A 24,149-nucleotide genomic window follows, 5' to 3' on the forward strand; every position below is an offset into this window, starting at 1 on the left:
AGATAGAGTCATGAAGAAATCAGTCAAGTTCTCCCCCGAATTTCGTGAGCGCGCCGTGCGCATGGTTGCCGAAAGTCGTGTTGATCATCCGTCGTTGTGGTCAGCTGTTGAATCGATTGCCGCCAAGATCGGTTGTACGCCGCAGACGTTGCTGACCTGGGTGCGTCAGCACGAACGAGAACCGGCCAGCGAGAAGGACCGACCACGGCAGACCAGGAGCGCGTCAAAGAACAGGAGCGCAGAGTCAAGGAGCTGCGCAATGGTTCAGGAACCGCCAAGGCGATTGATTACAGCCTGAAACGTTGGGTGGCGCTGACGCATTACCTGTCGGAAGGCCAGGTGCCGATCGATAACAACTGGATCGAGAATCAAATTCGGCCCATCGCGCTCGGCCGCAAGAACTGGTTATTTGCCGGCAGCTTGCGCGCCGGCAAGCGCGCCGCCGCGATCATGAGTCTGATCCAGTCCGCCAAGCTCAATGGTCATGACCCGTTGGTCTATCTGAAGGATGTCCTGACTCGCCTGCCGACCCAACCGGCAAGCCGTATCGGCGAACTGCTGCCGCATCGCTGGCAGCCTCAAACTATCGCCTGACTCAGAAAGCAACCTGGTTTGCCGTGTGCTTACGGACAATCGCCAAAAGCTCTTAGCTGATCGGAGTTTCAGTCAAAACTAAAAACGCGATGGCGCACCGTCGCAGCTTTTGCCTGTGCCGGTGAAATCAGAAACAGACTTTCTTGCGTGCGTTCGCCATTACGAACCTGCGCCCGCGACTTTTCTTGGCGCTCGCGCTTGGCGGCATCCAAAGTAATATCTCGCAGGGAGTTTTGATGGCTCGTTTGCATGCGTCAATAATCCTACGTTCTCTGTGTCATTGCAAGAATCCTCAATCGGAAACCGTAGGCGTCAAGACATGCCAATACTTGGAACCCCTCGGGGCATTCGACCGACCGTAAGCCCGTCGAATCACCGAATTGCTACCCCATCGCTGGCTGCCAAATACCTTGGCCTGAAAACAAGCTGGGTTCGCCGGGCGCTTACGCTTCTTGCGGCGCCGAACCGATAGGCCGGCATCGCTGTAGAGGCGATAGATGCGCTTGTGATTGGCCTGGACACCCTCACGGCGAACCAATGCATGCAGACGGCGATAGCCGAACCGGCGACGCTCGCCGGCTAGCTCAACCAGTCTTGCCTGCAATTGCTCATTCTCTGGCTGTGCCGTCGATTCGTAATGCAGGACCGTGCGCGACAAACCCACCAGCAGGCAGGCACGGCGCTCGGAAATCGTTGTCGATTCACGCATCACCATGACTGCCTCACGCTTTTGCTGGGGGCTCAGCGTTTTCGGCCTAAAGCTGCCTTGAGTGCCTCCGCATCGAGGATCGATTCGGCTAGCAGACGTTTAAGCTGACCGTTCTCGGCCTCCAATTCCTTCAGACGCTTGGCGTCTGGAACCGACATGCCACCAAACTTCGCTCGCCAGTTGTAGAACGATCCGTCACTGAAGCCATGTTGCCGACACAGTTCCTTGATCGGTATGCCGGCTTCTGCCTGCTGCAAAAAACCGATGATCTGCTCTTCTGAAAACCGCTTCTTCAAGTCCATTCTCCTTCTCGAAAACGGACTTTACTAAATTCCCCGTGGCACTGTTTATGGGGGGCACCTCAGCGGAGCAAAAGCGTAGCTTTTGCGGAGTCCGCTGGAACGAATTGTTAGGGCTATACCAGCCCAGAAAGTTTTGCAATAACTGCAACAACAACCCCGACTACTATGGGAGCCAAATAGAGTGTGTGAATCTGAGAAAGCCAACCAGGTTTTGGCACTGAAACCTGCTCTTGAATTTCTTGCCGTCTGCGTGGAGCGTTACCCTTGACTGACTCCCGGATCAATTCGTTTTCAATTTCTTTGTCAATCTCCGCAAGTCGTGCCGACAATGAGCGAGCGGAGCCGACCGAGGCCATCCCAAAGAATATGCAGAGATAAATAACAAAAAACGCAATGTTGCTGTTTGCGAAAAGTTCTTTCGGTGTTGGGGTCGGAGAGTGTTTCCAGAAAAACTCTAGAAAGTGCGTGTTCTCGTAGATGAGGTAGACCAATCGCTTAATTGGCAGTGCAATCGCGCTACTTAGTTGATCTCCGCTATCTAGCCCGAAGTAAAACATTTTCAGTGCTGAAACGGCACTGGATAAAGAGGTGGCGACAATAACAGGCGCACCAACTAGCCACTTTATAAGAATCTTCTTTTTTGCTTCGTCGTATGTCATATGGGGGTTCCTAGCCCTACGTGGAAATAACCCGACGGCCGTCAGGCCGGTCGGGTTGATTGTAGGGTTGGGCGGCATTTTCATGGTGCATGTGCCCGTTGTGCGATTAGGAATAGCTCGCCGAGTGTGACCTTCTCATGCCAAATGCTCTCAAGCGAGAAGCCATATTTGGCCTCAATGTCTTTTGCAAACGTTTCAAGCTCCATGGCGTCTGGTGTCCACCGGCTCGGATATATGGCCCGGTAAATTTGAAGGACCTGGTCCTCTGGGTTTAGCTTCAGCCTCTCCTTTTGTGAAAAGGCGAATGCGTCAACAAAGACTGCGAGAAATTCGCGGATGTCTTGTTTTGATGCGGAGGGGAAAGCAATGCGCCAACCTTTGCCTTGGCATGAGCGCGTGTTGTAAGGCTTGGGTACCCGTCATGATGCGCACCATGGATTCCAGGTTGTCCGGCGTCTGGAAAACGTCCTGCAGGATCGCTGCCTGGAAATGGGGTCGAGCAAGTCACTTGGGGCGCCTGAGCTGTTTCTCCTGATCGCCGCAGCCTATGCACATGACCTTGGCATGACAGTATTTCCAGGCGAGGAACCACTGCTCAGGGCGACGTTGGACCTTCCGGAGCATGGGTGGGAAACCAGTGTTCCGCTGACGGACTACCTGCGTCGAGAACATTCCAAGCGGGGGGGCACATACATCCACCAAAATGCCCTGACAATGGGAGTTCCTGAAAACCTGGTCGCTCCCCTAGACTGGATCATGAAGTCGCACAACCTGAGCGTTTCGGAGTTGGAAGCGAATCTGCGGAAGCCGTTCGCTGCAGATGGTCGTGTCCTGGATGTTCGGCAACTTGCAGCCATTCTGTGCAGCGCCGACGCCATCGAATTCAGCAACACACGCGTACTGGATGGTGTGGTTGATCTGGCTCGACAGACAGCCGGCGATGCGGCGGCAATCTCTTTCCGGGAGAACAGAAAGCACGATTGCATCCGTGACAGCTTAGCGGTGACCGATGACGGTCAGGTGGTCGTGAGCGGTACGTTCGACGACGGCGACGTGCTTGCGCTCGCACATCGCACGTTTGATGATATGGAGGGGTGGATTCGTGGCTACTGCGACATCGATCGAGAGTCGCCCCCCCCCGGCTGAGGATTCGGCCTGAGCCGTTCGTGCGGAGGTTGGATTTGCCGGGCGCAACGTTCGAGCGCTTGGGCGTAAGAATGAGCAAGCGGGCGGTGATCGACTTGATCGCATCGAACGCGGTCTGGAAGAGATCGACCGGCGCGCCGATTCGCGAGTTGGTTCAGAACGCGGTGGAGGCATGCCGATTCCGAATGCACCATTCCAGTCCCGCTGATGATTACCGGCCGCAGGTCAGGATTGAGTTTGATCGTGCGAGGCACACGGTTACAGTGACGGACAACGGTTGCGGAATGTCGCTCCGAACCATCCTGAACCACTTTCTGAGCGTAGCAAGCAGCAGGGCCAAGGAGCCTGCCTACGCATCAAAATCGTATGCTCCGATCGCACGCTTCGGAACAGGTTTCTGGTCGGTCTTTACTGTCGCGACCAAGGCGGACATCCGTTCCCTGGCTTTCGAAGCGGGGAACGCCAAAGGCATCGGACTTCAGTTCGAAGTCTCCCTAGACGAACTCAAGGACTACACGGTATTCCGAGACTGCCCGATGATCCCTGGCACGTCCGTGACCCTGGAGTCTACAGCTTGTGTCGCTAGCTTAGTGCCCCAGGTTACGCTTAAATACCGGCACAACGCAGCCGGCACGGCAAAGTTCTACAAATGTCTCTTGTTCCAGGCCAAACGCAGTTTCGAAGTAGTTTGAGTCCTTGATGTGCAAGGGGAGTTCTACGTAGATCCGGTCATATAGCGGCAGCATCGCACCCACATCAAGCTTACCGACCGAGGGGGTTAGGTAGATCTTGCTCACAGTCTGGTCATCCACCACCGCAACTTGATCGCGATACCCTTCAACGAGACGGCTTACGCGTTGTGCGTATGTGACTTCATCGGCTTCCGTGTAATCGACGATCCGACTATTTCGGGAGGGGACAGCAAATCCGGCTCGCCCCATGCCTACGTGGCCAGGATTTTTCAGATCAATCGCCTTTACCTCGAAAGGCAGACCGACGTAGCCAATGCTCAGCAGCGCCGTCCGGACACGTTCCAGAAACTCATCTGGTGCCGTGCCGTCTTCGCGAGAAACGTAAAAAGTGACGGATCTACCTGGCTCCTCTTCTACGAATACCCTTGCGAGATCGTGGACCACAGATATAAGGGTCTTTGGGAGACCGTGGACACTCTGATCACTGGCAAATGCAGCCAGAGAAAGATATGGTGGCCCCCTGAACTCTGAAAGTGGAACCTCGGAAGAAAAAGGTTCAAGTTCAAATCCGACTCCGGCCGACTTCTCTGCTGAAAGAACTTTTCTGACGTCTTCGGCTACCTCATTGAATGTCCTACGCCCTTTTGTAGAAAAGATCACTCTAAAGACGAAAGGTTGTGCAGGTTGAATATCAAGATTGGCCAGGTCCGGCACACGATTCCGTAGTTTCCGAATAAGGGTTGCTCGAGTCGTCACTCTTGAATTTCCTCAAATTGAATCGGCACGCTAGCGCAAGTTGTGGCTCGGCATTTTAAGAGTTGTTTGCGGCGCCTGCATCGACTCGCAACGTTTTAGTAGTTACACCTTCTAGCCGACATACGTCCGGTAACGAATACATTGCCGACTTGTTCGTGCCGACCAACCAAAGGCCGCTTTGGCCGATGTCCGGCCTGTCGTCAAAATGGCCAATCCGGCAATTCATCGGCGTGAACGGATACGGCAGATAGCTGCCAACCACGTCCGCAAGAATAAATCGGCGGCCATGGAAGAAGAAGCGGCCACGAATGCAGGCAGCCTTTGTCGGAGCAAGCCACGGCCATGCGACATGGTATCGGCGAATAATCGACTTTGCAGCGACATCACGCTACATTGCCTTTGCCCACTGATCATGGCGAAAAACAAGCCATACGTCCTCTTCGGTTCACGCAAACGCCAAGTGATGAAGCCAAGGGACACCAACCCGTAATCCAGCCGAGGACCGATCAGCTTGAAGGACTCTCAACTAGCGCCAGAGGTGCAAGCCGTTGTCTTTGACGCGTACGGCACCCTCGCCCATATCAGAGCACGACGCCACGCCTTCAAGAAATTGCTGCGTTATGGCCAACAACTGGGTCGAGCCCCGCAGCCGGACGACGCAGCAACCATCATGACTCATCGCGGCGGGTTATTGGAGGCCGCCCAACGCCTAGGCATTACTCTCCCTCCGCCGGTTTATCGGGAATTGGAACTGGATCTCGTGGTCGAATTGAACAGTGTGACGCTCTTCGATGATGTCAACGCCACTTTGACTTCGCTGAAAAACCGGGGGCTGAAAATCGGCTTGTGCTCGAATCTGGCTGAGCCGTACGCGGCGCCCCTGCTACGCCGTTTGTCGGTTCCGTTCGATTGCTACGCCTGGAGCTTTTCCGTCGGAGCGATCAAGCCATCCCCGGCCATTTACGCCTATGCTCTCGAACAGCTCGATTGCCCGCCAAGACAAGTGTTGTTTGTCGGCGATACGCCCGGCGCCGATAGCGACGGCCCGCAACTGATGGGCATGCAGGCCAGGTTGATTGACCGGGACAAGGCGGAGCGCCTGAAGGATAAGGTGACTATCGCTTTACGGTGCCCCATCCGTCGTCATAGAGGGTTTAATGCTTCAACTGACTGTTTGAAGTACAAAGCCACATGTTTTCACACAACCTCGCCGACAAGCGGCCCAAAGCAATATTCAGCGAACCAACTTAAGCACTGCGAGTGATCGAATTACCGTCGCCAGGGCTTTGGCGTGCTCGGCCGTACCATCCCAAGTCTCCGTCAAGGCAGCAATCAACTCGTCATTGGCAATCACCAGCTCTTTACTTACACCACCTTCCAGACGTTCGGCAAAGAGGCAAATTTCTTCGAACAACCTACTGCCACGCCCTATCTTTCCGCCAAGCAATCGGCTCACTTGACCTTGGCTTGCCCCAACGAAGTCAGCGATTTGAGCCTGAGAAACCCCGTGTTTCCGGCAGATGGAAGCAGCATGCATTGCCCGTGCTTGGAGGCTTTTTGTTTTCATTGTTCGCTTTCAAATATGCAGCCCATAAACGGACTGACCCTGCATAAGGGAGTTTTCGACTCTATTAGCGAGTTTTCGACTTTAATAGCCAGTTTTCGACTTTAATTGGTGAGAACAACAATGGTCGCCAGAAACTTTTTCTCGCCTTAGCACTCTTAGGAACCGAGTGCTAAAATGGAATCGAACATTGAAGGAGAAACCTACGCTATGACCCATGCCTTGGCTTATCCCATCCCCTCGGCGGTTGGAAACATTGATGCCTATATTCAGGCAGCCAATCGTTATCCGATGCTTTCCGAGGTTGAGGAATCCCGGCTGGCCCAGCGTTTCCACAATGATGGCGATGTGGAAGCGGCGCGGCAGCTTGTGCTCTCTCACCTTCGCTTGGTGATTTCGATTGCCCGCGGCTACTTGGGCTACGGTCTGCCGCATGCCGACCTGATCCAGGAAGGCAACATCGGCCTGATGAAGGCGGTCAAGCGTTTTGATCCGGCGCGCGGCGTGCGCCTGGTGTCCTTTGCCATGCACTGGATCAAGGCCGAGATCCACGAATACATCCTGAAGAACTGGCGTCTGGTCAAAGTGGCGACCACCAAGGCCCAGCGCAAGCTGTTCTTCAACCTGCGCAGCCTGAAGAATGATTACGAAGGAGTCGATACCCTGAACGGTACGCAGGCCGGCGAAGTGGCCGCGCGCCTCGGCGTCAAGGCTTCGGAAGTGGTCGAGATGGAAACCCGGTTGACCGGCCGCGACATGGCGCTGGAAGGCAATCCGGACGATGGCGACGAGGCTTTCGCGCCGATCGACTATCTGGCCGACTCGCGTTACGAGCCGACCCGGATGCTTGAGAACAAGGCGCTGGCCCGTCTGCAGGACGAAGGTCTGCATGAGGCGCTGGCCGAACTCGACCCGCGCAGCCGCCGCATCGTTGAAGCGCGCTGGCTACACGACGAGGGCGAAGGCGCCACGCTGCACGACCTGGCCGCCGAGTTCAGCGTATCAGCCGAGCGGATCCGGCAGATCGAGGTCAAGGCCCTGCAGAAGATGCGCGGCGTTCTGGCTACCGTCTGAAGCGCCTGAGTCGAAAAGAGAAGAGGAGCCGCGGCTCCTCTTTTTTCATTCCGGCCGGGCGGTAGACGGCGGGTTGTGGAAGCGCAGCCCGAAGGAAAAGACGTCCTTCGAGCAGACGTCGATGCAGCGCCCGCAATTGGTACAGTTCGGCGCCAGGATGACCGGCCCGACACCCTTTTCTTCGCCTTTCAGGGCCGGCCGGATGACCTGCGGCTCGGGGCACACTTCAAAGCAGTCCATGCAGTTGTTGCAGGCGGCGCGTTTCGTCGCGCTGACCCGGAGCGGACTCCAGCGGCCGAGCAGGCTGTAAAAGGCGCCGACCGGGCAGAGCCGGCCGCACCAGCCACGGCTCATCACGAACAGGTCGAACAGGAATACGGCGAGAACCACGGTCCACGCCGCTCCGAGGCCGAAAATCAGGCCGCGATGCAGCATCGACACCGGATTGATCAGCTCCCACAGCACGACGCCGCTCAGCGCCGAGCCGAGGAAGGTCATGCCGAGTATCCAGTACCGCGTATTACGCCCGAGATGCGCGCTGCCCTTGATGCCCAGCCGGTCGCGCAACCAGCCGGCGGCATCGGTGACCATATTGACCGGGCAGACCCAGGCGCAATAGACGCGACCGCCGACCAGAAAATAGAACAGCGCGGCAATCAGCAGGCCGACCAGCCCGAGGCTTTCCGGCAGATGGCCGGTGGCCAGCGACTGCAGGGCGACATAGGGATCGGTCAGCGGCAGAAAATCCAGCGTATAGCTGTAATTGAGGTTGCCTTTGACCAGCCAGATGCCGGCCAGCGGACCGAGCAGGAACAGGGCGAGAATGCCGGACTGCGAAAGGCGACGCAGGATCAGCCATTGATGGGCGCGCAGCCAGCCTTTTTCGGCCACCGCCTCGGCGCCGATACGCTTGTCGCTCATGGTTTGTCTCCCAGGCCCGGCGGATGGCTCGGCATCGCCCCCGCCTCGCTGCCGGGCTGGCCGCGCATCGGCGCGGTATGGCCGCTCGCCGGGTCGTAATGACCGGGCAGGTTGGCGCCTTCCGGCAGGCGATCCGGCAGATCGAGCATCTTCGATTCATCGATCAGCGAGTGACCGGCTTTCTTCTGTTCTTCCCAGCCGACCCGGTAATGGTGGCCGAGTTCGCCCTTGGCCAGCTTGGCCGGCAGGACGCGGATGGCGGACTCTTCAAGAACGCAGGATTTCTCGCACTTGCCGCAGCCGGTGCAGTATTCGGAATGCACCGTCGGCAGGAACAGCGCGTGCCGGCCGGTCCGCGTATTGGGCTGCAGATCGAGGGTGATGGCCTTGTCGATGACTGGGCAGACGCGGTAACAGACGTCGCAACGCAAACCGAGGAAGTTGAGGCAGGTTTCGTGATCGATCAGCACGGCGATGCCCATCTTGGCCTTGTTGATATCGGTCAGCGCATGATCGAGAGCCTTGGTCGGACAGGCCTTGATGCACGGAATGTCCTCGCACATCTCGCACGGGATATGGCGCGCATTGAAGTAGGGCGTGCCGGTCGCCACCGGCATTTCCGGCTTGGCCAGTTCGAGGGTGTTATAGGGGCAATCGCGCACGCACATGCCGCAACGGATGCAGGCCCCGAGGAAATCGTCTTCCGGCAGCGCCCCGGGCGGGCGCAGGGCCAGCGCCGGCAGGGCCTTGGACTGCTTGGCGTAGAGGCCAAGACCGAGGCCGAGCATGCCGACACCGCAAACCATCTTGGCCGAATCAAAAATGAACTGGCGCCGTGCAATGCCGGCCTTGCCGGCAGTCTTTTCTGGAGCTTTCATGATCGTTAGGTTGGCCGCCGGGGCGGCGGCTTTACCCCACCCTGAACACGGCCCCTGAAGCCTTCCATCCTGTGGGGAACCCGATGGCCCAATTTACTTGATCAGCGTTTGCGCATATTTGGCGCAGATCAAACTGGCAAAAAATAACCGGAGCAGCTCAAAGTCCGGGCAATACGCTGCGGGCATTCTTGCCGGTTTGCGCAACAATCTGCGCCAGCGGCATGCCGCGCAGGTCGGCCAGGATTTGCGCGATACGCGGCAATTCGGCCGGCGCATTGCGCCCCCGGTTCAACCAGGCCGGCGGCATGTCCGGGGCGTCGGTTTCGAGGACGATGGACTCGAGCGGCAAGCTCGCCGCCAGCTGGCGAATGCGCGTCGATCCGCTGTAGGTCATGGCGCCGCCAAAGCCGAGCTTGAAGCCGAGGCTGATGAAGGTTTCGGCCTGCTGGCGGCTGCCGTTGAAGGCGTGGGCGATGCCGCCCGGCACGGCAATCCGGCGCAACTGTTTGAGCACCGCGTCGACCGAGCGGCGGACGTGCAGCAACACCGGCAAATTGAACTCGCGGGCCAGTTTCAGCTGTTCGACCAGGAAGAATTCCTGGCGCTGCGGATCGCTGTCGGCGACATAGAAATCCAGCCCGATTTCGCCGAGCGCCAGCGACTTTTCCTCGATTACCCAGTCGCGCAGCACGGCGAGATCGGACTCGCCGGCCTGCGTCACGAACAGCGGATGGATGCCGTAGGCCGCGACGCAGCCCGGGTAGCGGGCCGCGGCGGCTTTGACCTGGGCGAAGCCGTTGGCCGCCACCGCCGGAATCACCATCCGTTCGACGCCTGCCGCCAACGCCGCCGCATACACCGCGTCACGATCGGCGTCGAACTCGGCCGCATCGAGATGGCAGTGGCTGTCGATCAGCATCGAATAAAGGGAAATTCCGGTTCGGCGCGGCGGCCGCTCATCAGCCGGGCCAGCGAGGCGGCCGAACCGCAGGCCATCGTCCAGCCCAGCGTGCCATGGCCAGTGTTGAGCCACAGATTGCCGTAGCGGGTGCGGCCGATGCAGGGCACGTTGGACGGCGTGGCCGGCCGCAGGCCGCACCAGAATTCCGGTTCGCCCTCGACGTCGACCCGCGGAAACAGTTCGCGGGTGCGCTCCATCAGCGCCTGGCAGCGCACCGGGTTGAGATCGAGGTTGTAGCCGTTGAACTCGGCGGTACCGGCAATCCGCAAGCGGTTGCCGAGGCGCGAGAAAACCAGCCGGTGGGCATCGTCGGTAATGCTGACGGTCGGCGCCAGCGCCCCTTCGGCCAGCGTCAACGTCGCCGAGTAGCCCTTGGCCGGATAGACCGGCAGGCTGATGCCGAGCGGTTTGACGAGCAGCGGCGAGTAACTGCCGAGGGCGACGACATAGGCGTCGGCGGTAAGCAATTCGGGACCGCCCTCGCCGCTGACCACGACGCCGGCGATCTGGCTGCCGCCCGGCGCGATACGGTCGACGCTGACATTGAGGCGGAAATCGACGCCCGCCGCCTGCGCCCGCTCGGCCAGCGCCCGGGTGAATTTGTGGGCATCGCCGGATTCGTCGGAACGCGTGTAGTCGCCACCGACCAGACGGTGCCTGGCGGCGCTCAGGGCCGGTTCGATTTCCAGGCATTGATCGACGTCGACCGTATCCCGGTCGAGCCCGAACTCGCGCATCACCTTGGCCGCCCGGATCGCCGCGGCGAACTCGTCGCTGTCGGTATACAGATGCAGGATGCCGCGTTCGAGGTGGTCGTATTCGAGGCCCAGCGACTGGCGCAAGGCCTGCAATTGCTGCCGGCTGTAGAGCGCCATGGCGACGATCGCGGCCATGTTGCGACGCGTCCGGCCGGGCAGGCATTCGGCCAGAAAGCGAAGGCCCCACGCCAGCTGGGCCGGATCGGCCCGCCAGCGCCAGAGCAGCGGCGCATCCTCGCGGCCCAGCCACTTGATGGCCTGCGGCAGGACGTGCGGATTGGCCCAGGGCTCGGCATGCGAGACCGAAATCTGGCCGCCGTTGGCGAAACTGGTTTCCTGGCCCGCCACCGCTTGCCGATCGACCACGGTGACTTGATGGCCGGCTTCCGCCAGATACCACGCACTCGTTGTGCCGATGACGCCGGCCCCCAGTACGAGAACCTTCAAACCTCGTTCCCCCGTTCCCGAACGATGCGGGTCACTTCAGGAATATGGCGCATGCCGCGCATGACGGCCGCCAGATGATTGCGATGGGCGACCTGGATGGTGAAGCGGAGCAAGGTGAACAGGCGCTCCGGGTCAGAATCCATCGAGACATGTTCGATATTCGAACCGGCCTCGGCAATCGCCGCCGCGACCTGGGCCAGCACGCCGCGCGTGTTCTTGACCTCGACCTTGATGCGGATGTCGAACAGCTTGCCGTCCTCCGGCTCCCATTCGACGTCGATCCACTTCTGCGGCTCGGCCGAGCGCGATTTGCGGATGGTCGGACAGTCGTGGGTGTGAATGACCAGGCCGCTGCCCTTCTTGATCGAACCGATGATCGGATCGCCCGGGATCGGCTGGCAGCAGCGGGCCAGCTGGATGGCCATGCCTTCGGTGCCGTGGATGGCCAGCGTCATGTTGCTCGGCATATCCGGCGACATGTCCTCGCGGGCCAGCAGGCGCCGGGCAACCAGCGACGGCAGGCGCTTGCCGAGGCCGATGTCGGTATACACCTCTTCGATCGTTTTCTGGCCGCCGGCCTTGACCATCTGATTCCACGCATCGTCCGGGATCGAAATCGGCACCACCCCGAGCGACAGCAGTTCCTGGCGCAGCAGCCGCTCGCCGAGACGGGCCGACTCCTCGTTCTGCATGGTGCGGAGGAAGTGGCGGATCTTGCTGCGCGCCCGTCCGGTCTTGATATAGGTCAGCCAGACCGGATTGGGGCTGGCTTGCGGCGAGGTGATGATCTCGACCAGATCGCCGTTGTGCAGTTCGGTGCGCAGCGGCGCCAGTTCCTGGTTGATGCGCGCCGCCGAGCAGTGATGACCGACGTCGGTGTGCACGGCGTAGGCGAAATCGACCACCGTCGCGCCGCGCGGCATGGCCATGATCTTGCCTTTCGGCGTGAAGACATAGACCTCGTCGGGGAAGAGGTCGATCTTGACGTTCTCGAAGAACTCGGCCGAATCGTTGCCCTGCATTTCGAGCAGCGACTGCAACCACTTGTGCGTCTTGACCTGCAGGTCGGCGCCGCTGTCTTCGCTGTCCTTGTAGAGCCAGTGCGCGGCGACGCCCTCCTGGGCGACGTGGTGCATGTCGTGCGTCCGGATCTGCACCTCGACCGGCGTGCCGTAGGGACCGATCAGCGTGGTGTGCAGCGACTGGTAGCCGTTGGCCTTGGGAATCGCGATGTAATCCTTGAACTTGCCGGGCACCGGTTTGTACAGGCTGTGCAAGGCGCCGAGCGCCAGGTAGCAGGTCGGCACGTTCTCGACGACGACGCGAAAGCCATAGATGTCGAAGACCTGGGAAAACGACAGGTGCTTGTCCCGCATCTTGCGGAAGATCGAATACAGGCTCTTCTCGCGGCCAAACACCTCGGCCTTCAAGCCGGCATGCTCGAGCTTGCCTTCGATGCCGTCGAGAATGCGGACCAGCAGCTCGTTGCGATTGCCGCGCGCCGCTTTCAGCGCCTTGGTTAGTACCTCGGCGCGATGCGGGTGGATCAGGCGGAAGCAGGTGTCCTGCAATTCGCGGTAGAGCTTGTTCAGGCCCAGACGAAGGGCAATCGGCGCGTAGATTTCCAGCGTTTCGCGGGCGATGCGTTGGCGCTTGTCGAGACGCATCGCCGACATCGTCTGCAGATTGTGCTGACGATCGGCCAGCTTGATCAGCACGACGCGCAGATCGCGCGCCATGGCCATCAACATCTTGCGGAAATTTTCGGCCTGGGCTTCCTGGTAGGAAGCGAATTCCATCTTGTCGAGCTTGGACAGGCCATCTACCAGCTCGGCGACTTCCTTGCCGAATTTGTCGGCCAGTTCGCGCTTGGTCGTCCCGGTATCTTCGAGAACGTCGTGCAGCAAAGCGGCGGCAACGGCATCGGCATCCATCCGCCACTCGACGACGGCGCCGGCAACGGCCAGCGGATGCGTGATGTAGGCTTCGCCCGACATGCGTTTCTGATTCGCATGGGCACGTTCGGCGAAGACATACGCCGCCTTGATACGTTCTACATCGGCAGGCGCGAGATAATCGAGACTATCAAGGAAAACCCGGTAGGCGGGTTCCTCAGAAGCAGGCGGCAGAGGCGACGGCGTTGAACCCATCTATCTTCACCGCCCCTACCTTCAGGCCTGACCGCGGTTGAGCACTTCCAGACCGACTTTGCCGATCGCCATTTCACGCAGGGCGATGACAGTCGGTTTGTCTTTCTCCGGATCGACGAACGGGGTGGCGCCGTTGGCCAGTTGACGGGCGCGGTGAGCGGCAGCCAAGGTCATCTGGAAGCGGTTGGGAATTCGTTTCATGCAATCGTCGACGGTAACGCGGGCCATGTAAAACCTCTAAATCAGATCATTCGAGCAAAAAGGGCGGCGTGACGGGCACGCTGCGCCGAGATGGTCAGGCTGGAAGCGCGCACCACGGCACGCAAATCGTCCAGCGCCTGAGCCAACTGGTCGTTAATAATAACATAGTCAAATTCCCCGACATGGCGCATCTCGGCCTGTGCCGCGGACAATCGGCGGGCGATGACGTCGGCGCTGTCGGTGCCCCGCCCGGTCAAGCGACGGGTCAGCTCCTCCATCGAAGGCGGCATGATGAAGACCCCGATCGCCTCCGGGAACAAGGCCCGCACCTGCTGCGCCCCCTGCCAGTCGATTTCGAGCAGGACATCGTGGCCGGCGACCAGTTGGTCGGCAATCCACTTCTTCGAAGTGCCGTAGAAATTGCCATGCACCTCGGCCCACTCAAGGAATTCCTCGCGGGCAATCATCGCCTGGAATTCGGCGGCCTCGACAAAATGGTATTCCCTGCCGTCCTGCTCGCCGGGGCGCGGGGCGCGCGTCGTGGAGGAAATCGACAGATGGACCGTCGCTTCCTGTTCCAGCAACAAACGAACCAGCGTCGTTTTGCCAGCCCCCGATGGGGCGGCGACAACATAAAGATTTCCGGCCATAGCGCATTTCCAGCAAAAATTTTCAGCGGTCGCTGCCGGCAACCGCTTCACTCACGGCAAGGCCAGACGGCCGTTGCCCATCAAAAAAATAAAAACTATTCCAGGTTTTGAATTTGTTCGCGCATTTGCTCGATGAGCAGCTTGAGGTCCATCGCCGCCTGCGACACTTCGGTGATCGCCGACTTCGAACCCAGCGTATTGGCCTCTCGATTGAGTTCCTGCATCAGGAAATCGAGGCGTTTGCCGCACGCACCGCCCTGCTTCAGCACGCGCTCGACTTCGTCGAGATGGGTGTTCAGGCGGCTGAGTTCTTCGGCGACATCGATGCGCGTCGCGAAGACGGCGACTTCCTGCAGGATGCGGTCGTCGCTGGCGTTGCCCAGCGCCTCGGTCAGACGCTGGCGCAACTTGTCGGTGAACAGGGCCTGGGCTTCGGGAATGCGCGGCGCCACCTGATGGACGATTTCGCGCATGCCATTGACGCGGTCGACGATCATCGCCGCCAGTTTTTCGCCTTCGCGACCGCGGGTTGCCGAAAAATCGGCCAGCGCCTCACGGGCCAGCGCCATCACTGCGGGGCCGAGGGCGACGAAATCGATGCTCTGGTCGCCGAACATCCCCGGCCAGCGCAGCACGTCGTTTACCGACAGCGCCCGGGCCTCGGGCATTTCACCGCGCACCCGGTCGTTGAGGTTTTTCAGCGAGGCGAACAGGTCGTCGTTCAGTTGCAGTTGATCGCCGCGCGCCGCGGTCGCATTGAAGGCCAGTCGGCACTCCACTTTGCCGCGCGTCAGGCGGCTGGCGAGCAGTTCGCGCAGCGGCATTTCCAGCGAGCGCAACTCTTCGGTAACCCGGAAGTGAAAATCAAGGTAGCGCGAATTGACGCTTTTTAATTCCAATTGCAGGGATCCGCGCTCGACATCGCGCGTTTTGACGGCATAACCGGTCATACTACTAATCATTGTTGGCGCCTCTTCAGCTTTACAGGCCGGACAACACGCCCGAAAATGCCTGACACTGCATCATAACCGCGAGATCAATGGCGCAACAAGCCAATCAGCCGCTACCTAACGGCTACCCGCTCGAAGAGTACACCATCGACCGCCAGCTCTCGCTCGGCGGCTTTTCGATCGTGTACCTCGCCACCGATCCCGAGGGCCGGCAGGTCGCCATCAAGGAATACCTGCCGAACAGCCTCGCCCTGCGCGGCAAGGGCGACGTCAAGCCGGTGATCACCAGCGAGCACCTCGGCGCCTTCCGCTACGGCATGAAGTGCTTCTTCGAGGAAGGCCGTTCGCTGGCCCGGCTGTCGCACCCGAACGTCATTCGCGTGCTGAATTTCTTTCGCTCCAACGACACCGTCTACATGGTGATGGAATACGAGCACGGGCGCACGCTGCAGGAGTTCATCCAGAAACACCAGGGGCACATTTCCGAGCGTTTCATCCGCGGCGTTTTCACCCGCATGCTCAACGGCCTGCGCGAAGTCCATTCGCACAAGCTGCTGCACCTCGACCTGAAGCCGTCGAACATCTACCTGCGCGCCGACAACACCCCGGTGCTGATCGACTTCGGCGCCGCCCGGCAAACCTTGTCGACCGACCAACCAATGCTCAAGCCGATGTACACGCCCGGCTTCGCGTCGCCGGAACACTACGGCGGACGCAAGGATCTCGGTCCGTGGAGCGACATCTACAGCGTCGGCGCCTCGATGTATGCCTGCCTGGCCGGCTGCGCGCCGCAGGCGGCCGACGAGCGCCTAAAGAAGGACACCCTGGTGCCGGCGATGCTGCGCTGGGACGGCCAGTTTTCCGATCGCCTGCTGGAGATCATCGACTGGTGCCTGAACCTCAACCATCTTTACCGACCGCAAAGCGTCTTCGCGCTGCAGAAAGCCCTGGTCGAAACCGTCACGCCGCCGGAGCCGAAAATCAATCCCAACTGGCTCGGCCGCTTCGTCGACAAACTCAGGAAGCCGAATAAATGAGATTCACCATCTATCAGGAAAGCCGGCAGGGTGGGCGCGCCAACAACGAGGACAGGACCACCTACTGTTACTCGCGCGATGCGTTGCTGATGGTTGCCGCCGACGGCATGGGCGGCCACCACTACGGCGAGATCGCCGCGCAGATCGCCATCCAGACGCTGGCCGACGCCTTCCAGCGCGAGGCCCGGCCGCTGCTCGCCGATCCCTTCCGCTTCCTGCAGAAGAGCATCACCAATGCGCACCATGCCATTCTCGACTACACGGCGCGCCATCACCTAAAGGACACGCCGCGCACCACCTGCGTCGCCTGCATCGTTCAGGACAACATCGCCTACTGGGCGCACGCCGGCGATTCCCGGCTGTTCCTGATGCGGGCCGGGCGGGTGATTGCCCAGACCCGCGATCACTCGCGCGTCCGGCTGATGGTCGACGAAGGCATGATCACCGAGACGCAGGCGGCGGTGCACCCGGACCGCAACAAGATCTACAGTTGCCTGGGCAGCCCGACGCCGCCGGAGATCGAGTTCTCGCGCAAGACCCCGCTCGAGCATGGCGATATCCTGCTGCTGTGCACCGATGGCTTGTGGGGCGTCACCTCCGGCGAACTGATGGCCATTGCGCTGAAGGGCGCCAACCTGCTGCATGCTCTGCCGCTGCTGCTGGCGCAGGCGGAAACCAAGGGCGGGCCGCATGGCGACAACCTGTCCGCCGTCGCCGTGCGCTGGGAAGAAAGCTATGTCGACGAGGCGAGCAGCGCCATCTCGACCCAAACCATGACCCAGGACGAAGTCACCACGCGGCTCGAGGAATTCGGCCGCAATCCGGCCTACAAGAGCGATCTGACCGACGACGAAATCGAAAAGGCGATCGAGGAAATCCGCTCCGCCATCGACAAATTCAACCCCAAGAAATAAGGACATTTCATGCGCCCCAGCCAACGCCAGCCCGACCAACTCCGCACGGTCCGCCTGACCCGCGACTTCACCCGTCATGCCGAGGGTTCGGTGCTGATCGAGATGGGCGATACCCGCGTCCTGTGCAACGCCAGCGTCGAGGAAAACGTCCCGCCTTTCCTGCGCGGCAAGGGCCAGGGCTGGGTCACCGCCGAATACGGCATGCTGCCGCGCGCCACCCACACCCGGTCGTCCCGCGAAGCGGCCAAGGGCAAGCAGACCGGCCGCACCCAGGAAATCCAGCGACTGATCGGCCGCAGCCTGCGCGCCGTCACCGACCTGAAGGCACTCGGCGAACGCCAGATCACCCTCGACTGCGACGTTCTGCAGGCCGATGGCGGCACCCGTTGCGCCTCGATCACCGGCGCCTGGGTCGCCTTGTACGAAGCCTGCGAAAAGCTGGTCAAGGCCGGCAAGCTGCCGGCCAATCCGGTGCGCGATCATGTCGCCGCGGTTTCGGTCGGCATCTATCAAGGCTCGCCGGTGCTCGACCTCGACTACCCGGAAGATTCCAACTGCGATACCGACATGAATATAGTCATGACCGGCTCTGGCGGCATTGTCGAAATCCAGGGCACGGCCGAAGGCGAGCCGTTCACCCGGCTGCAGATGAACAGCCTGACCGACCTCGCCGAAGCCGGCATCCGCCAGTTGATCGCCGCCCAGCAGAGCGCCCTCGCTTCATGAAAAAGCTCGTCCTCGCCTCGAACAACGCCAAGAAGATGAAAGAGCTGAACGCGCTGCTCGCGCCGCTCGGCTTCGAAGTCATTCCCCAGGGGCAACTCGGCATCCCGGAAGCCGAAGAGCCGCACTGCACCTTTGTCGAAAACGCCCTGGCCAAGGCCCGCCATGCCGCGCAGCTGTCTGGCCTGCCAGCCCTGGCCGACGACTCCGGGCTGTGCGTCGCCGCCCTCGGCGGGGCGCCCGGCGTCTATTCGGCACGCTATGCCGGCGAGCCGAAATCGGATGCCCGCAACAACGCTAAGCTGCTCGCCGAACTGGCCGGACAAACCGACCGGCGCGCCCATTTCGCCTGCGTGCTGGTGCTCGTCCGGGCCGCCGACGATCCGCAGCCGATCATCGCCGAAGGTCAATGGCACGGCGTCATTCTTGAAGCCCAGCGCGGCGCCGACGGCTTCGGCTACGACCCGCTGTTCTACGTGCCGACGCATTGCCAGACGGCCGCCGAACTCGACGCAACGGTGAAGAACCAGTTGTCGCATCGCGGGCTGGCCATGCAGCAGCTGATCGCCCGCCTGCCGACCCTGTAATTCCGTGGCCCGCACCATCCCCATTTTTCCGGACAAAGGGCCGGCCGCCGGCCCTTCAGGCGCCGCGCCCCTCGAATTCCGCGTCTCGCCGCCGCTGGCGCTCTATGTCCATGTCCCATGGTGCGTCCAGAAGTGCCCCTATTGCGATTTCAACTCGCACGAAGCGCCGGAGACGATTCCCGAGCGCGACTATGTCGCCGCCCTGATCGCCGACCTGCAAGCCGCCCTGCCGCTGATCTGGGGCCGGCCGGTGGTCAGCGTCTTCTTCGGCGGCGGGACGCCCAGCCTGCTGTCGCCGGCGGCCATCGACGAGCTGATCGGCGCCTTCCGGGCGCTGGCCATGCTGGCACCGGAGGCCGAAATCACGCTCGAAGCCAACCCCGGCACGGTCGAAGCGGCGAAGTTCGCCGGCTTCCGGGCGGCCGGCGTCAACCGGCTGTCACTCGGCATCCAGAGTTTCAACGACGCGCACCTGCAAGCCCTCGGCCGCATCCATGGCGCCGCCGAGGCAAAGCGCGCCGCGCAGCTGGCCGGCGAACATTTTCCTTCGTTCAATCTCGACCTGATGTACGGCCTGCCCGGCCAGACGCTGGAACAGGCGCTCAGCGACGTCGACAGCGCATTGGAGTTTGCCCCGGCGCACCTCTCCTGCTACCAGCTGACCCTCGAGCCGAACACCCGCTTCGCCGCCTTCCCGCCGGAACTGCCGGAAAACGACCTGTGTGCCGACATGCAGGAAGCCATCGAGGCGCGACTGGCCGCGGCCGGCTTCAGCAATTACGAAACCTCGGCGTTCGCCCGACCCGACAAGCAGTGCCGGCACAACCTGAATTACTGGTATTTCGGCGATTACCTGGGGATCGGCGCCGGGGCGCATTCCAAGCTGACGCTGCACGACCGCGTCCTGCGCCAGATGCGCTGGAAACACCCGAAGGCCTACCTCGAGAACATCGGCCGCGGCCAACCGGTGCAGGAAGAAAGCCAAGTCGAGGCGGCCAGCCTGCCCTTCGAATTCATGATGAACGCGCTGCGCCTGGCCGATGGCTTTCACCCGGCGCTGTTCGAAGCACGCACGGCGCAGCCGCTACAACGCATCCTGCCGCAACTGCGCGCCGCCGAAGCGGCAGGCCTGCTCGAGGTCAGCCCGGAGAAAATCGCGCCGACGCTGAAGGGCCGGCGCTTCCTCAACGTGCTGCTCGAACGCTTCCTGGAAAGCTGAGTTCAGCGGTCGACCATCAGGTGGCAACCGACATAAAAAACGGCCCCGACTGGTAAGTGCGGGGCCGAAAACAACAGGCTTCAGGGCGATCCCGCGTTGAAGCAGGACCGGAATCAATGCTAAACGCATAATTCGGATCGGCGAATGCGGCATAGTGCCGCATGACCAAAGGCCATCAGCCGAACAGCTTGCCCTTCAGCAGATCGAGGCCTTGCGCCATCAGATCGTCGCCCTGTGGCACCTGGCCATTTGGCGTCAGCTTGTCGACCAGTTGCGGCAACAACTCGGCCAGATTGCCCGAAGCCTGCTCCGGACTGACGCCGAGTTGGGCAGCCAGGCCTTGCAGCTGTGAGTTGCCGAGTACATTCTGGATCTGCTCGGGCGAAACCGGCTGATTGGCGCCGGTCGACACCCAGGAATTGACGACATCCCCCAAGCCGCCCTGCTGAAAGGACTGGATCAAGCCGGCCAGGCCGCCGGTTTGCGGGTTGTTGATCAGCTTCATCACCGTTTCGAGCAGCGCATTGTTGCCACCCGACGGGCCACCGGCCAGCGCACCAACTACCGAATCGAGAAGTCCCATGATGTTCTCCGCAAGGAATTGAGATTCCTTCACCCTAGTCCACCAATGTGAAAGCGGATGTGAAATTTTGCTAGCCGATACGCTCCAACGCCAACGGCTCGAAGCGTAGCCAGACGGTGAACCGCGAACCGTGGCCAGGCTCGCTGTCCACGCTGATCCGGCCGCCGTAACGCTCGATCAGCGAGAGGCTGACCCACAGGCCGAGCCCGGTGCCATCCGGCTTCTTGGCGGTGTAGAACGGCTGGAACAGGCGCTCGCGCTCGGGCGGGGTCAGGCCGGGTCCGGTATCGGCGACGACCAGCTTGAGGCCGACCGGCATGTCGGCCTCGTCCCAGTCCTCGGCCGCCAGCGTCAGTACACCGCCGTCCGGCATGGCCTGGATGGCATTGACCAGCAGGTTGATCAGCACCTGCTGCAGTTCGTTGCGATTGCACAGCACGTGCCGGGTCGATTCGAAATGCTGCTTGATCGCGATATTGCCCTTCTTCAGCAGGTGGCCGACCAGCACCAGGCTATCCTGGACCAGCGGCGTCAGGGCGACCGGTTCGAGATAGCCGACGTAGTCCTGCGGCCGGGCGAATTGCAGCAGCTTGGCGACGATCAGCCGGATCCGGTGCACCTGCTCGTGGATCAGCCGGATCTCCGGCGCCACCGGCTCGGCCGCCGGGCCGAGAATATCGCGCAGGACGTCGAGATTGCCGAGAATGACAGCTACCGGATTGTTGATTTCATGGGCGACGCCGGCGGTCAGCTGGCCGATCGCCGCCAGTTTTTCGTTCATCACCAGTTGCGACTGGGCCGCCTTCAGATCGGCCACCGCCTGCACCAGCTCGGCCGTCCGCTCGGCCACCTTGGCATCGAGCGACTGGCCCCAACGCTTCAGCGACCGGGTCTGCGCCTGCAGACGGTCAAGCAGCCGGTCGAAATGCTCGGCGACGACGGCCAGCTCGTCCTGGCTGGCCACCGCGCCGACCCGGGCATCGGCATCGCCCTGCTCGATGGCGTGCATGGTCGCATGCATCCGCTCGATCGGCTTGAAGACGCGCCGCGCCCAGAGCACCGCGAAGACGCCGGCCACGCCCATGGCCAGCGCGAACAGCCCGACGACGACGGCAAAGGCCTGGTGCCGTGCCTGCGCGAAGGGGCCATCGAGAAAGCCGACATAGAGCATGCCGATGCGCTCGCCCCGCTCATTGCTCAGCGGCTCGTAGGCCGAGACGTACCAATCCCGGACGACGAAGGCGCGGTCCAGCCAGGTACGCCCCTCGTTGAGCACCGCCTGATGCACGGCGGCCGAGACGCGCGTGCCGATCGCCCGGCCGCCTTCGAACAGACGGACATTGGTCGCCACCCGGACGTCACCGAGAAACAACGTCGCCGTGCCGGCGCTGCCGAAGGGCAAGGCGCCTTCGGGATAGACGATCTCGTTCAGACGGTCGATGAACGCCAGATTCTTGTTGAGCAGCACCCCGCCGGCCAGCACGCCGAGCAGCCGGCCGTCGACGGCGTGTACCGGTGCGGCGCTGTGAATGACCAGGCCGCGATCTTCGACCTGCCGGCTGTCGGCTTTGGCATTGACCGTCGCCAGCAGCGGGGTCAAGGCCCTGGCCGGCAGTTCCGGGTCGATCGCCGCCAGCTGGGCGGCGGAAAAGAGCTCGGTATCGGTGCCCGCCGTACCGGCCAGGGCCGCCTTGATCACCGGCCAGGTCGGCGCTTCGGCGGCGCTGCGTTCGATGTCGAAAAAATGCAGGAAATCGAGCTTCTGGCCGCGCCGCACATCGTCCAGCACGCCGCCGACCGCCGCTTCGCGCTGGCCGCCCGGGCGCTGCAAGGCGCCGGCCAGGCGCGCCGAGCCGGCCAGCCCTTCGACCGAGCGACCGACGCCGGCGGCGACCCGCTCGTAATAGCCATGGGCGACGGCCAGATCGGCCTGCACCTTGGTGATCAGCAGCCGGTCGAGGTAATCGCCGCCCCAGATGGCCAGCACGGCAACCAGCAAGGGCAGCACGATGCCGAGCGGCAGCAGGGCGAGGAGCAGCAGGCGAACGCGAATCGACCGCCGGCTCGGCGGCGTCATCAGGCTGCCGGGCATCGGCCGGAGCGGCGATTGGACGGCGCGCTCAATGCATTTCGGCCAGGCCCCAGGCCTGGCATTTGCGGTCCAGCGTCTTGCGCGACACCCCGAGGCGGCGGCCGGCTTCCGACTTGTTGCCTTCGCAGGCGGCGAGCACGGCGAGAATGTGGCGTTTTTCGACCGCCTCCAGCGTTTCGTTGATGGCCCCGGCCGGCGCGCTGCTCGCCTTCGGTTCCGGGCCGAGATCGAACCAGCCGAGAATCAGCGAGCGCTCGACGAAATTCTTCAGTTCGCGCACATTGCCCGGCCAGTCATAGGCCGCCATCCGGGCCAGCGTCCGGCCGTCGAGCGCCAGCCGCGGCACGTCGAGATAAGGCGCCAGCTGGCTGATGAAATGCTCGACCAGCAACGGCAGATCTTCCGGCCGCTCGCGCAGCGGCGGCAGCGTGACTTCGACCACCTGCAGGCGGTAATAGAGATCCTGGCGGAAACGCTGGGCGGCGACCTCGACTTTCAGGTCGCGATTGGTCGCCGCGATGACCCGCACGTCGACCGGGATTTCCTGCTCCGAACCGACCGGCCGGATGCGCCGCTCTTCCAGCACGCGCAGCAGCTTGGCCTGGGCGGCCGGCGGCATTTCGGCGATCTCGTCGAGGAACAGCGTGCCGCCCCGGGCGTAGTAGAACAGGCCCTCGCGGCTGTGCTGGGCGCCGGTGTAGGCGCCCTTGACGTGGCCGAACAGCTCCGATTCGATCAACTCGGCGGCAATCGCCGCGCAGTTGACCGGCACGAACGGGCCATTCGCCCGATTGCTCATCCGGTGCAGGGCGCGCGCCGCGACTTCCTTGCCGGTGCCGGATTCGCCGGTGAGCAGCACGGTGGCCGGGGTCGGTGCGATGCGTTTCAGCCGCTCGCAGACTTCCGTCATGGCGTCCGAGGAGCCGATCATGCCTTCGATATCGGCCGAGCGTTCGCTGACTTCGCGGCGCAGCACGAAGTTCTCGCGGACCAGCGTCGAACGCTCGAAGCAGCGCTGGATGGCATTCAGCACCTGGGCCAGCGAGAACGGCTTGAGCAGGAAATCGGCCGCTCCGGCGCGCATCGCATCGATCGCCGTGTCGAGGTCGGCATAGGCGGTCATCATCACCACCTCGCCGGCATAACCCTCGTCGCGCAACTGGTGCAGCCAGTCGATACCGGAGCGCCCGGGCAGCGCAATATCGAGCACGATCAGATCGTAGAGACGCCGGCGCAGCATCGGCTCGGCCTGCTCGATGCTGTCGGCGGCATCGACCACGCCACAGCGCGGCGTCAAGGCGCGCTGCAGAAAACTGCGCATGCCCGGTTCGTCATCGACCACCAGCAGCGAGTATTGCTTCCATGGCACTTCAATCACCGGCGCGAGCTTCGTATCCATCGTTCCTCCAAGATATTCCCCGGATCATCGCAAAGCGCAGCCAGCGAAGCAACCGCCAACCGCAAACAAATGAGAGGCCGATCCGCTCCCCCGCAAAATGCCGGCGCAGCCGTGGCGCCGGGCTGCAATCCCTGTCATAGTGAAGGTCTACGGCAATATCGAAAACAAGAATGATGGTGACAT

General features: G+C 61.7%; 24 protein-coding genes and 3 pseudogenes. 11 read left to right on the plus strand and 16 right to left on the minus strand.

What is annotated here, in order from left to right; translation table 11 throughout:
• Positions 1-61: 61 nt before the first annotated feature.
• A pseudogene (locus KI611_RS22225) lies at positions 62-184 on the plus strand (hypothetical protein); the annotation flags it as partial.
• Positions 145-594: pseudogene (locus KI611_RS20165) on the plus strand (IS66 family transposase); the annotation flags it as partial. The pseudogenes KI611_RS22225 and KI611_RS20165, both read left to right, overlap by 40 nt.
• A gap of 68 nt (positions 595-662) precedes the next feature.
• On the opposite strand, the gene KI611_RS20170 reads toward KI611_RS20165, so the two are convergent.
• The 3 genes and pseudogenes from KI611_RS20170 to KI611_RS20180 form a co-directional block, all read right to left on the minus strand.
• On the minus strand, positions 663-845 hold the full coding sequence (locus tag KI611_RS20170) for a hypothetical protein (protein WP_226417434.1): 183 nt from the start codon (positions 843-845) through the stop codon (positions 663-665).
• A 194-nt stretch (positions 846-1,039) separates the two neighbouring features.
• A pseudogene (locus tag KI611_RS20175) lies at positions 1,040-1,599 on the minus strand (transposase); the annotation flags it as partial.
• Between the two features lie 119 nt (positions 1,600-1,718).
• Entirely contained in the window at positions 1,719-2,264 is a 546-nt protein-coding gene (locus KI611_RS20180) for a YniB family protein (protein WP_226417435.1), read from the minus strand.
• A 408-nt stretch (positions 2,265-2,672) separates the two neighbouring features.
• Between KI611_RS20180 and KI611_RS20185 the strand changes: the two genes are divergently transcribed.
• Both KI611_RS20185 and KI611_RS22230 read left to right on the plus strand, forming a co-directional pair.
• A complete protein-coding gene (locus KI611_RS20185) occupies positions 2,673-3,410 on the plus strand; it encodes a hypothetical protein (RefSeq protein ID WP_226417436.1) in 738 nt (245 codons plus the stop codon).
• A gap of 71 nt (positions 3,411-3,481) precedes the next feature.
• Positions 3,482-4,102: an ATP-binding protein gene (locus KI611_RS22230; RefSeq protein WP_226417437.1), complete on the plus strand. Its 621-nt coding sequence runs from the start codon at positions 3,482-3,484 to the stop codon at positions 4,100-4,102.
• Here KI611_RS22230 and KI611_RS20195 read toward each other — a convergent pair.
• Positions 3,998-4,816, minus strand: coding sequence for a hypothetical protein (locus KI611_RS20195; protein ID WP_226417438.1), 819 nt, complete (start codon positions 4,814-4,816; stop codon positions 3,998-4,000). The genes KI611_RS22230 and KI611_RS20195 overlap by 105 nt on opposite strands.
• A 553-nt stretch (positions 4,817-5,369) precedes the next feature.
• On the opposite strand from KI611_RS20195, the gene KI611_RS20200 reads away from it, so the two are divergent.
• The gene (locus KI611_RS20200; RefSeq protein WP_226417439.1) at positions 5,370-6,122 is read left to right on the plus strand and encodes an HAD family hydrolase; all 753 of its coding nucleotides are present in this window, start codon (positions 5,370-5,372) and stop codon (positions 6,120-6,122) included.
• Here the strand turns inward: KI611_RS20200 and KI611_RS20205 are convergent.
• Positions 6,093-6,425 (minus strand): helix-turn-helix domain-containing protein, encoded by a 333-nt coding sequence (locus tag KI611_RS20205; RefSeq protein ID WP_226417440.1) that lies wholly within the window; start codon positions 6,423-6,425, stop codon positions 6,093-6,095. The two genes, KI611_RS20200 and KI611_RS20205, sit on opposite strands and share 30 nt — an antisense overlap.
• A gap of 207 nt (positions 6,426-6,632) precedes the next feature.
• On the opposite strand from KI611_RS20205, the gene rpoH reads away from it, so the two are divergent.
• Positions 6,633-7,496 (plus strand): RNA polymerase sigma factor RpoH, encoded by an 864-nt coding sequence (gene rpoH / locus KI611_RS20210; protein WP_226419956.1) that lies wholly within the window; start codon positions 6,633-6,635, stop codon positions 7,494-7,496.
• A 45-nt stretch (positions 7,497-7,541) separates the two neighbouring features.
• On the opposite strand, the gene napH is transcribed toward rpoH, so the two are convergent.
• From napH to KI611_RS20250, 8 genes are all read right to left on the minus strand, one after another.
• Positions 7,542-8,417 (minus strand): quinol dehydrogenase ferredoxin subunit NapH, encoded by an 876-nt coding sequence (gene napH, locus KI611_RS20215; RefSeq protein WP_226417441.1) that lies wholly within the window; start codon positions 8,415-8,417, stop codon positions 7,542-7,544.
• Entirely contained in the window at positions 8,414-9,295 is an 882-nt protein-coding gene (gene napG / locus KI611_RS20220; RefSeq protein ID WP_226417442.1) for a ferredoxin-type protein NapG, read from the minus strand. Before napG ends, napH begins: the two co-directional genes overlap by 4 nt.
• Before the next feature lie 157 nt (positions 9,296-9,452).
• The gene (locus KI611_RS20225; RefSeq protein WP_226417443.1) at positions 9,453-10,214 is read right to left on the minus strand and encodes a TatD family hydrolase; all 762 of its coding nucleotides are present in this window, start codon (positions 10,212-10,214) and stop codon (positions 9,453-9,455) included.
• Entirely contained in the window at positions 10,208-11,461 is a 1,254-nt protein-coding gene (locus KI611_RS20230) for a D-amino acid dehydrogenase (RefSeq protein WP_226417444.1), read from the minus strand. The genes KI611_RS20225 and KI611_RS20230 overlap by 7 nt, the downstream gene beginning before the upstream one ends.
• Positions 11,458-13,611, minus strand: coding sequence for a RelA/SpoT family protein (locus tag KI611_RS20235; protein ID WP_226417445.1), 2,154 nt, complete (start codon positions 13,609-13,611; stop codon positions 11,458-11,460). The genes KI611_RS20230 and KI611_RS20235 overlap by 4 nt, the downstream gene beginning before the upstream one ends.
• Positions 13,612-13,632: 21 nt before the next feature.
• Positions 13,633-13,839, minus strand: coding sequence for a DNA-directed RNA polymerase subunit omega (gene rpoZ / locus KI611_RS20240; protein ID WP_226417446.1), 207 nt, complete (start codon positions 13,837-13,839; stop codon positions 13,633-13,635).
• 14 nt (positions 13,840-13,853) lie between these two features.
• Positions 13,854-14,462 (minus strand): guanylate kinase, encoded by a 609-nt coding sequence (gene gmk, locus KI611_RS20245; RefSeq protein ID WP_226417447.1) that lies wholly within the window; start codon positions 14,460-14,462, stop codon positions 13,854-13,856.
• Between the two features lie 95 nt (positions 14,463-14,557).
• Positions 14,558-15,424: a YicC/YloC family endoribonuclease gene (locus KI611_RS20250; protein ID WP_226417448.1), complete on the minus strand. Its 867-nt coding sequence runs from the start codon at positions 15,422-15,424 to the stop codon at positions 14,558-14,560.
• 77 nt (positions 15,425-15,501) lie between these two features.
• Between KI611_RS20250 and KI611_RS20255 the strand changes: the two genes are divergently transcribed.
• Genes KI611_RS20255 through hemW form a run of 5 tightly spaced genes read left to right on the plus strand, consistent with a single transcriptional unit; the run spans position 15,502 to position 19,892 of the window.
• Entirely contained in the window at positions 15,502-16,449 is a 948-nt protein-coding gene (locus KI611_RS20255) for a serine/threonine protein kinase (protein WP_226417449.1), read from the plus strand.
• Positions 16,446-17,363 (plus strand): PP2C family protein-serine/threonine phosphatase, encoded by a 918-nt coding sequence (locus tag KI611_RS20260; protein ID WP_226417450.1) that lies wholly within the window; start codon positions 16,446-16,448, stop codon positions 17,361-17,363. The genes KI611_RS20255 and KI611_RS20260 overlap by 4 nt, the downstream gene beginning before the upstream one ends.
• A gap of 9 nt (positions 17,364-17,372) precedes the next feature.
• Positions 17,373-18,089, plus strand: coding sequence for a ribonuclease PH (gene rph / locus KI611_RS20265; RefSeq protein ID WP_226417451.1), 717 nt, complete (start codon positions 17,373-17,375; stop codon positions 18,087-18,089).
• Positions 18,086-18,673: an RdgB/HAM1 family non-canonical purine NTP pyrophosphatase gene (gene rdgB, locus KI611_RS20270; RefSeq protein ID WP_226417452.1), complete on the plus strand. Its 588-nt coding sequence runs from the start codon at positions 18,086-18,088 to the stop codon at positions 18,671-18,673. Before rph ends, rdgB begins: the two co-directional genes overlap by 4 nt.
• Before the next feature lie 4 nt (positions 18,674-18,677).
• Positions 18,678-19,892 (plus strand): radical SAM family heme chaperone HemW, encoded by a 1,215-nt coding sequence (hemW, locus tag KI611_RS20275; RefSeq protein ID WP_226417453.1) that lies wholly within the window; start codon positions 18,678-18,680, stop codon positions 19,890-19,892.
• A gap of 175 nt (positions 19,893-20,067) precedes the next feature.
• Here the strand turns inward: hemW and KI611_RS20280 are convergent, their stop codons facing one another.
• The 3 genes from KI611_RS20280 to KI611_RS20290 all read right to left on the minus strand — a co-directional run bounded on the left by KI611_RS20280 (position 20,068) and on the right by KI611_RS20290 (position 23,966).
• A complete protein-coding gene (locus KI611_RS20280) occupies positions 20,068-20,475 on the minus strand; it encodes a YidB family protein (RefSeq protein WP_226417454.1) in 408 nt (135 codons plus the stop codon).
• A gap of 70 nt (positions 20,476-20,545) precedes the next feature.
• A complete protein-coding gene (locus tag KI611_RS20285; RefSeq protein WP_226417455.1) occupies positions 20,546-22,552 on the minus strand; it encodes a cache domain-containing protein in 2,007 nt (668 codons plus the stop codon).
• Between the two features lie 43 nt (positions 22,553-22,595).
• Positions 22,596-23,966 carry a sigma-54-dependent transcriptional regulator gene (locus KI611_RS20290; RefSeq protein WP_226417456.1) on the minus strand — a complete coding sequence of 457 codons (1,371 nt, stop codon included), beginning with the start codon at positions 23,964-23,966 and terminating at the stop codon, positions 22,596-22,598.
• Positions 23,967-24,149 lie beyond the last annotated feature (183 nt).

It is taken from the genome of Dechloromonas denitrificans (assembly GCF_020510685.1).
Lineage (GTDB): Bacteria > Pseudomonadota > Gammaproteobacteria > Burkholderiales > Rhodocyclaceae > Azonexus > Azonexus denitrificans_A.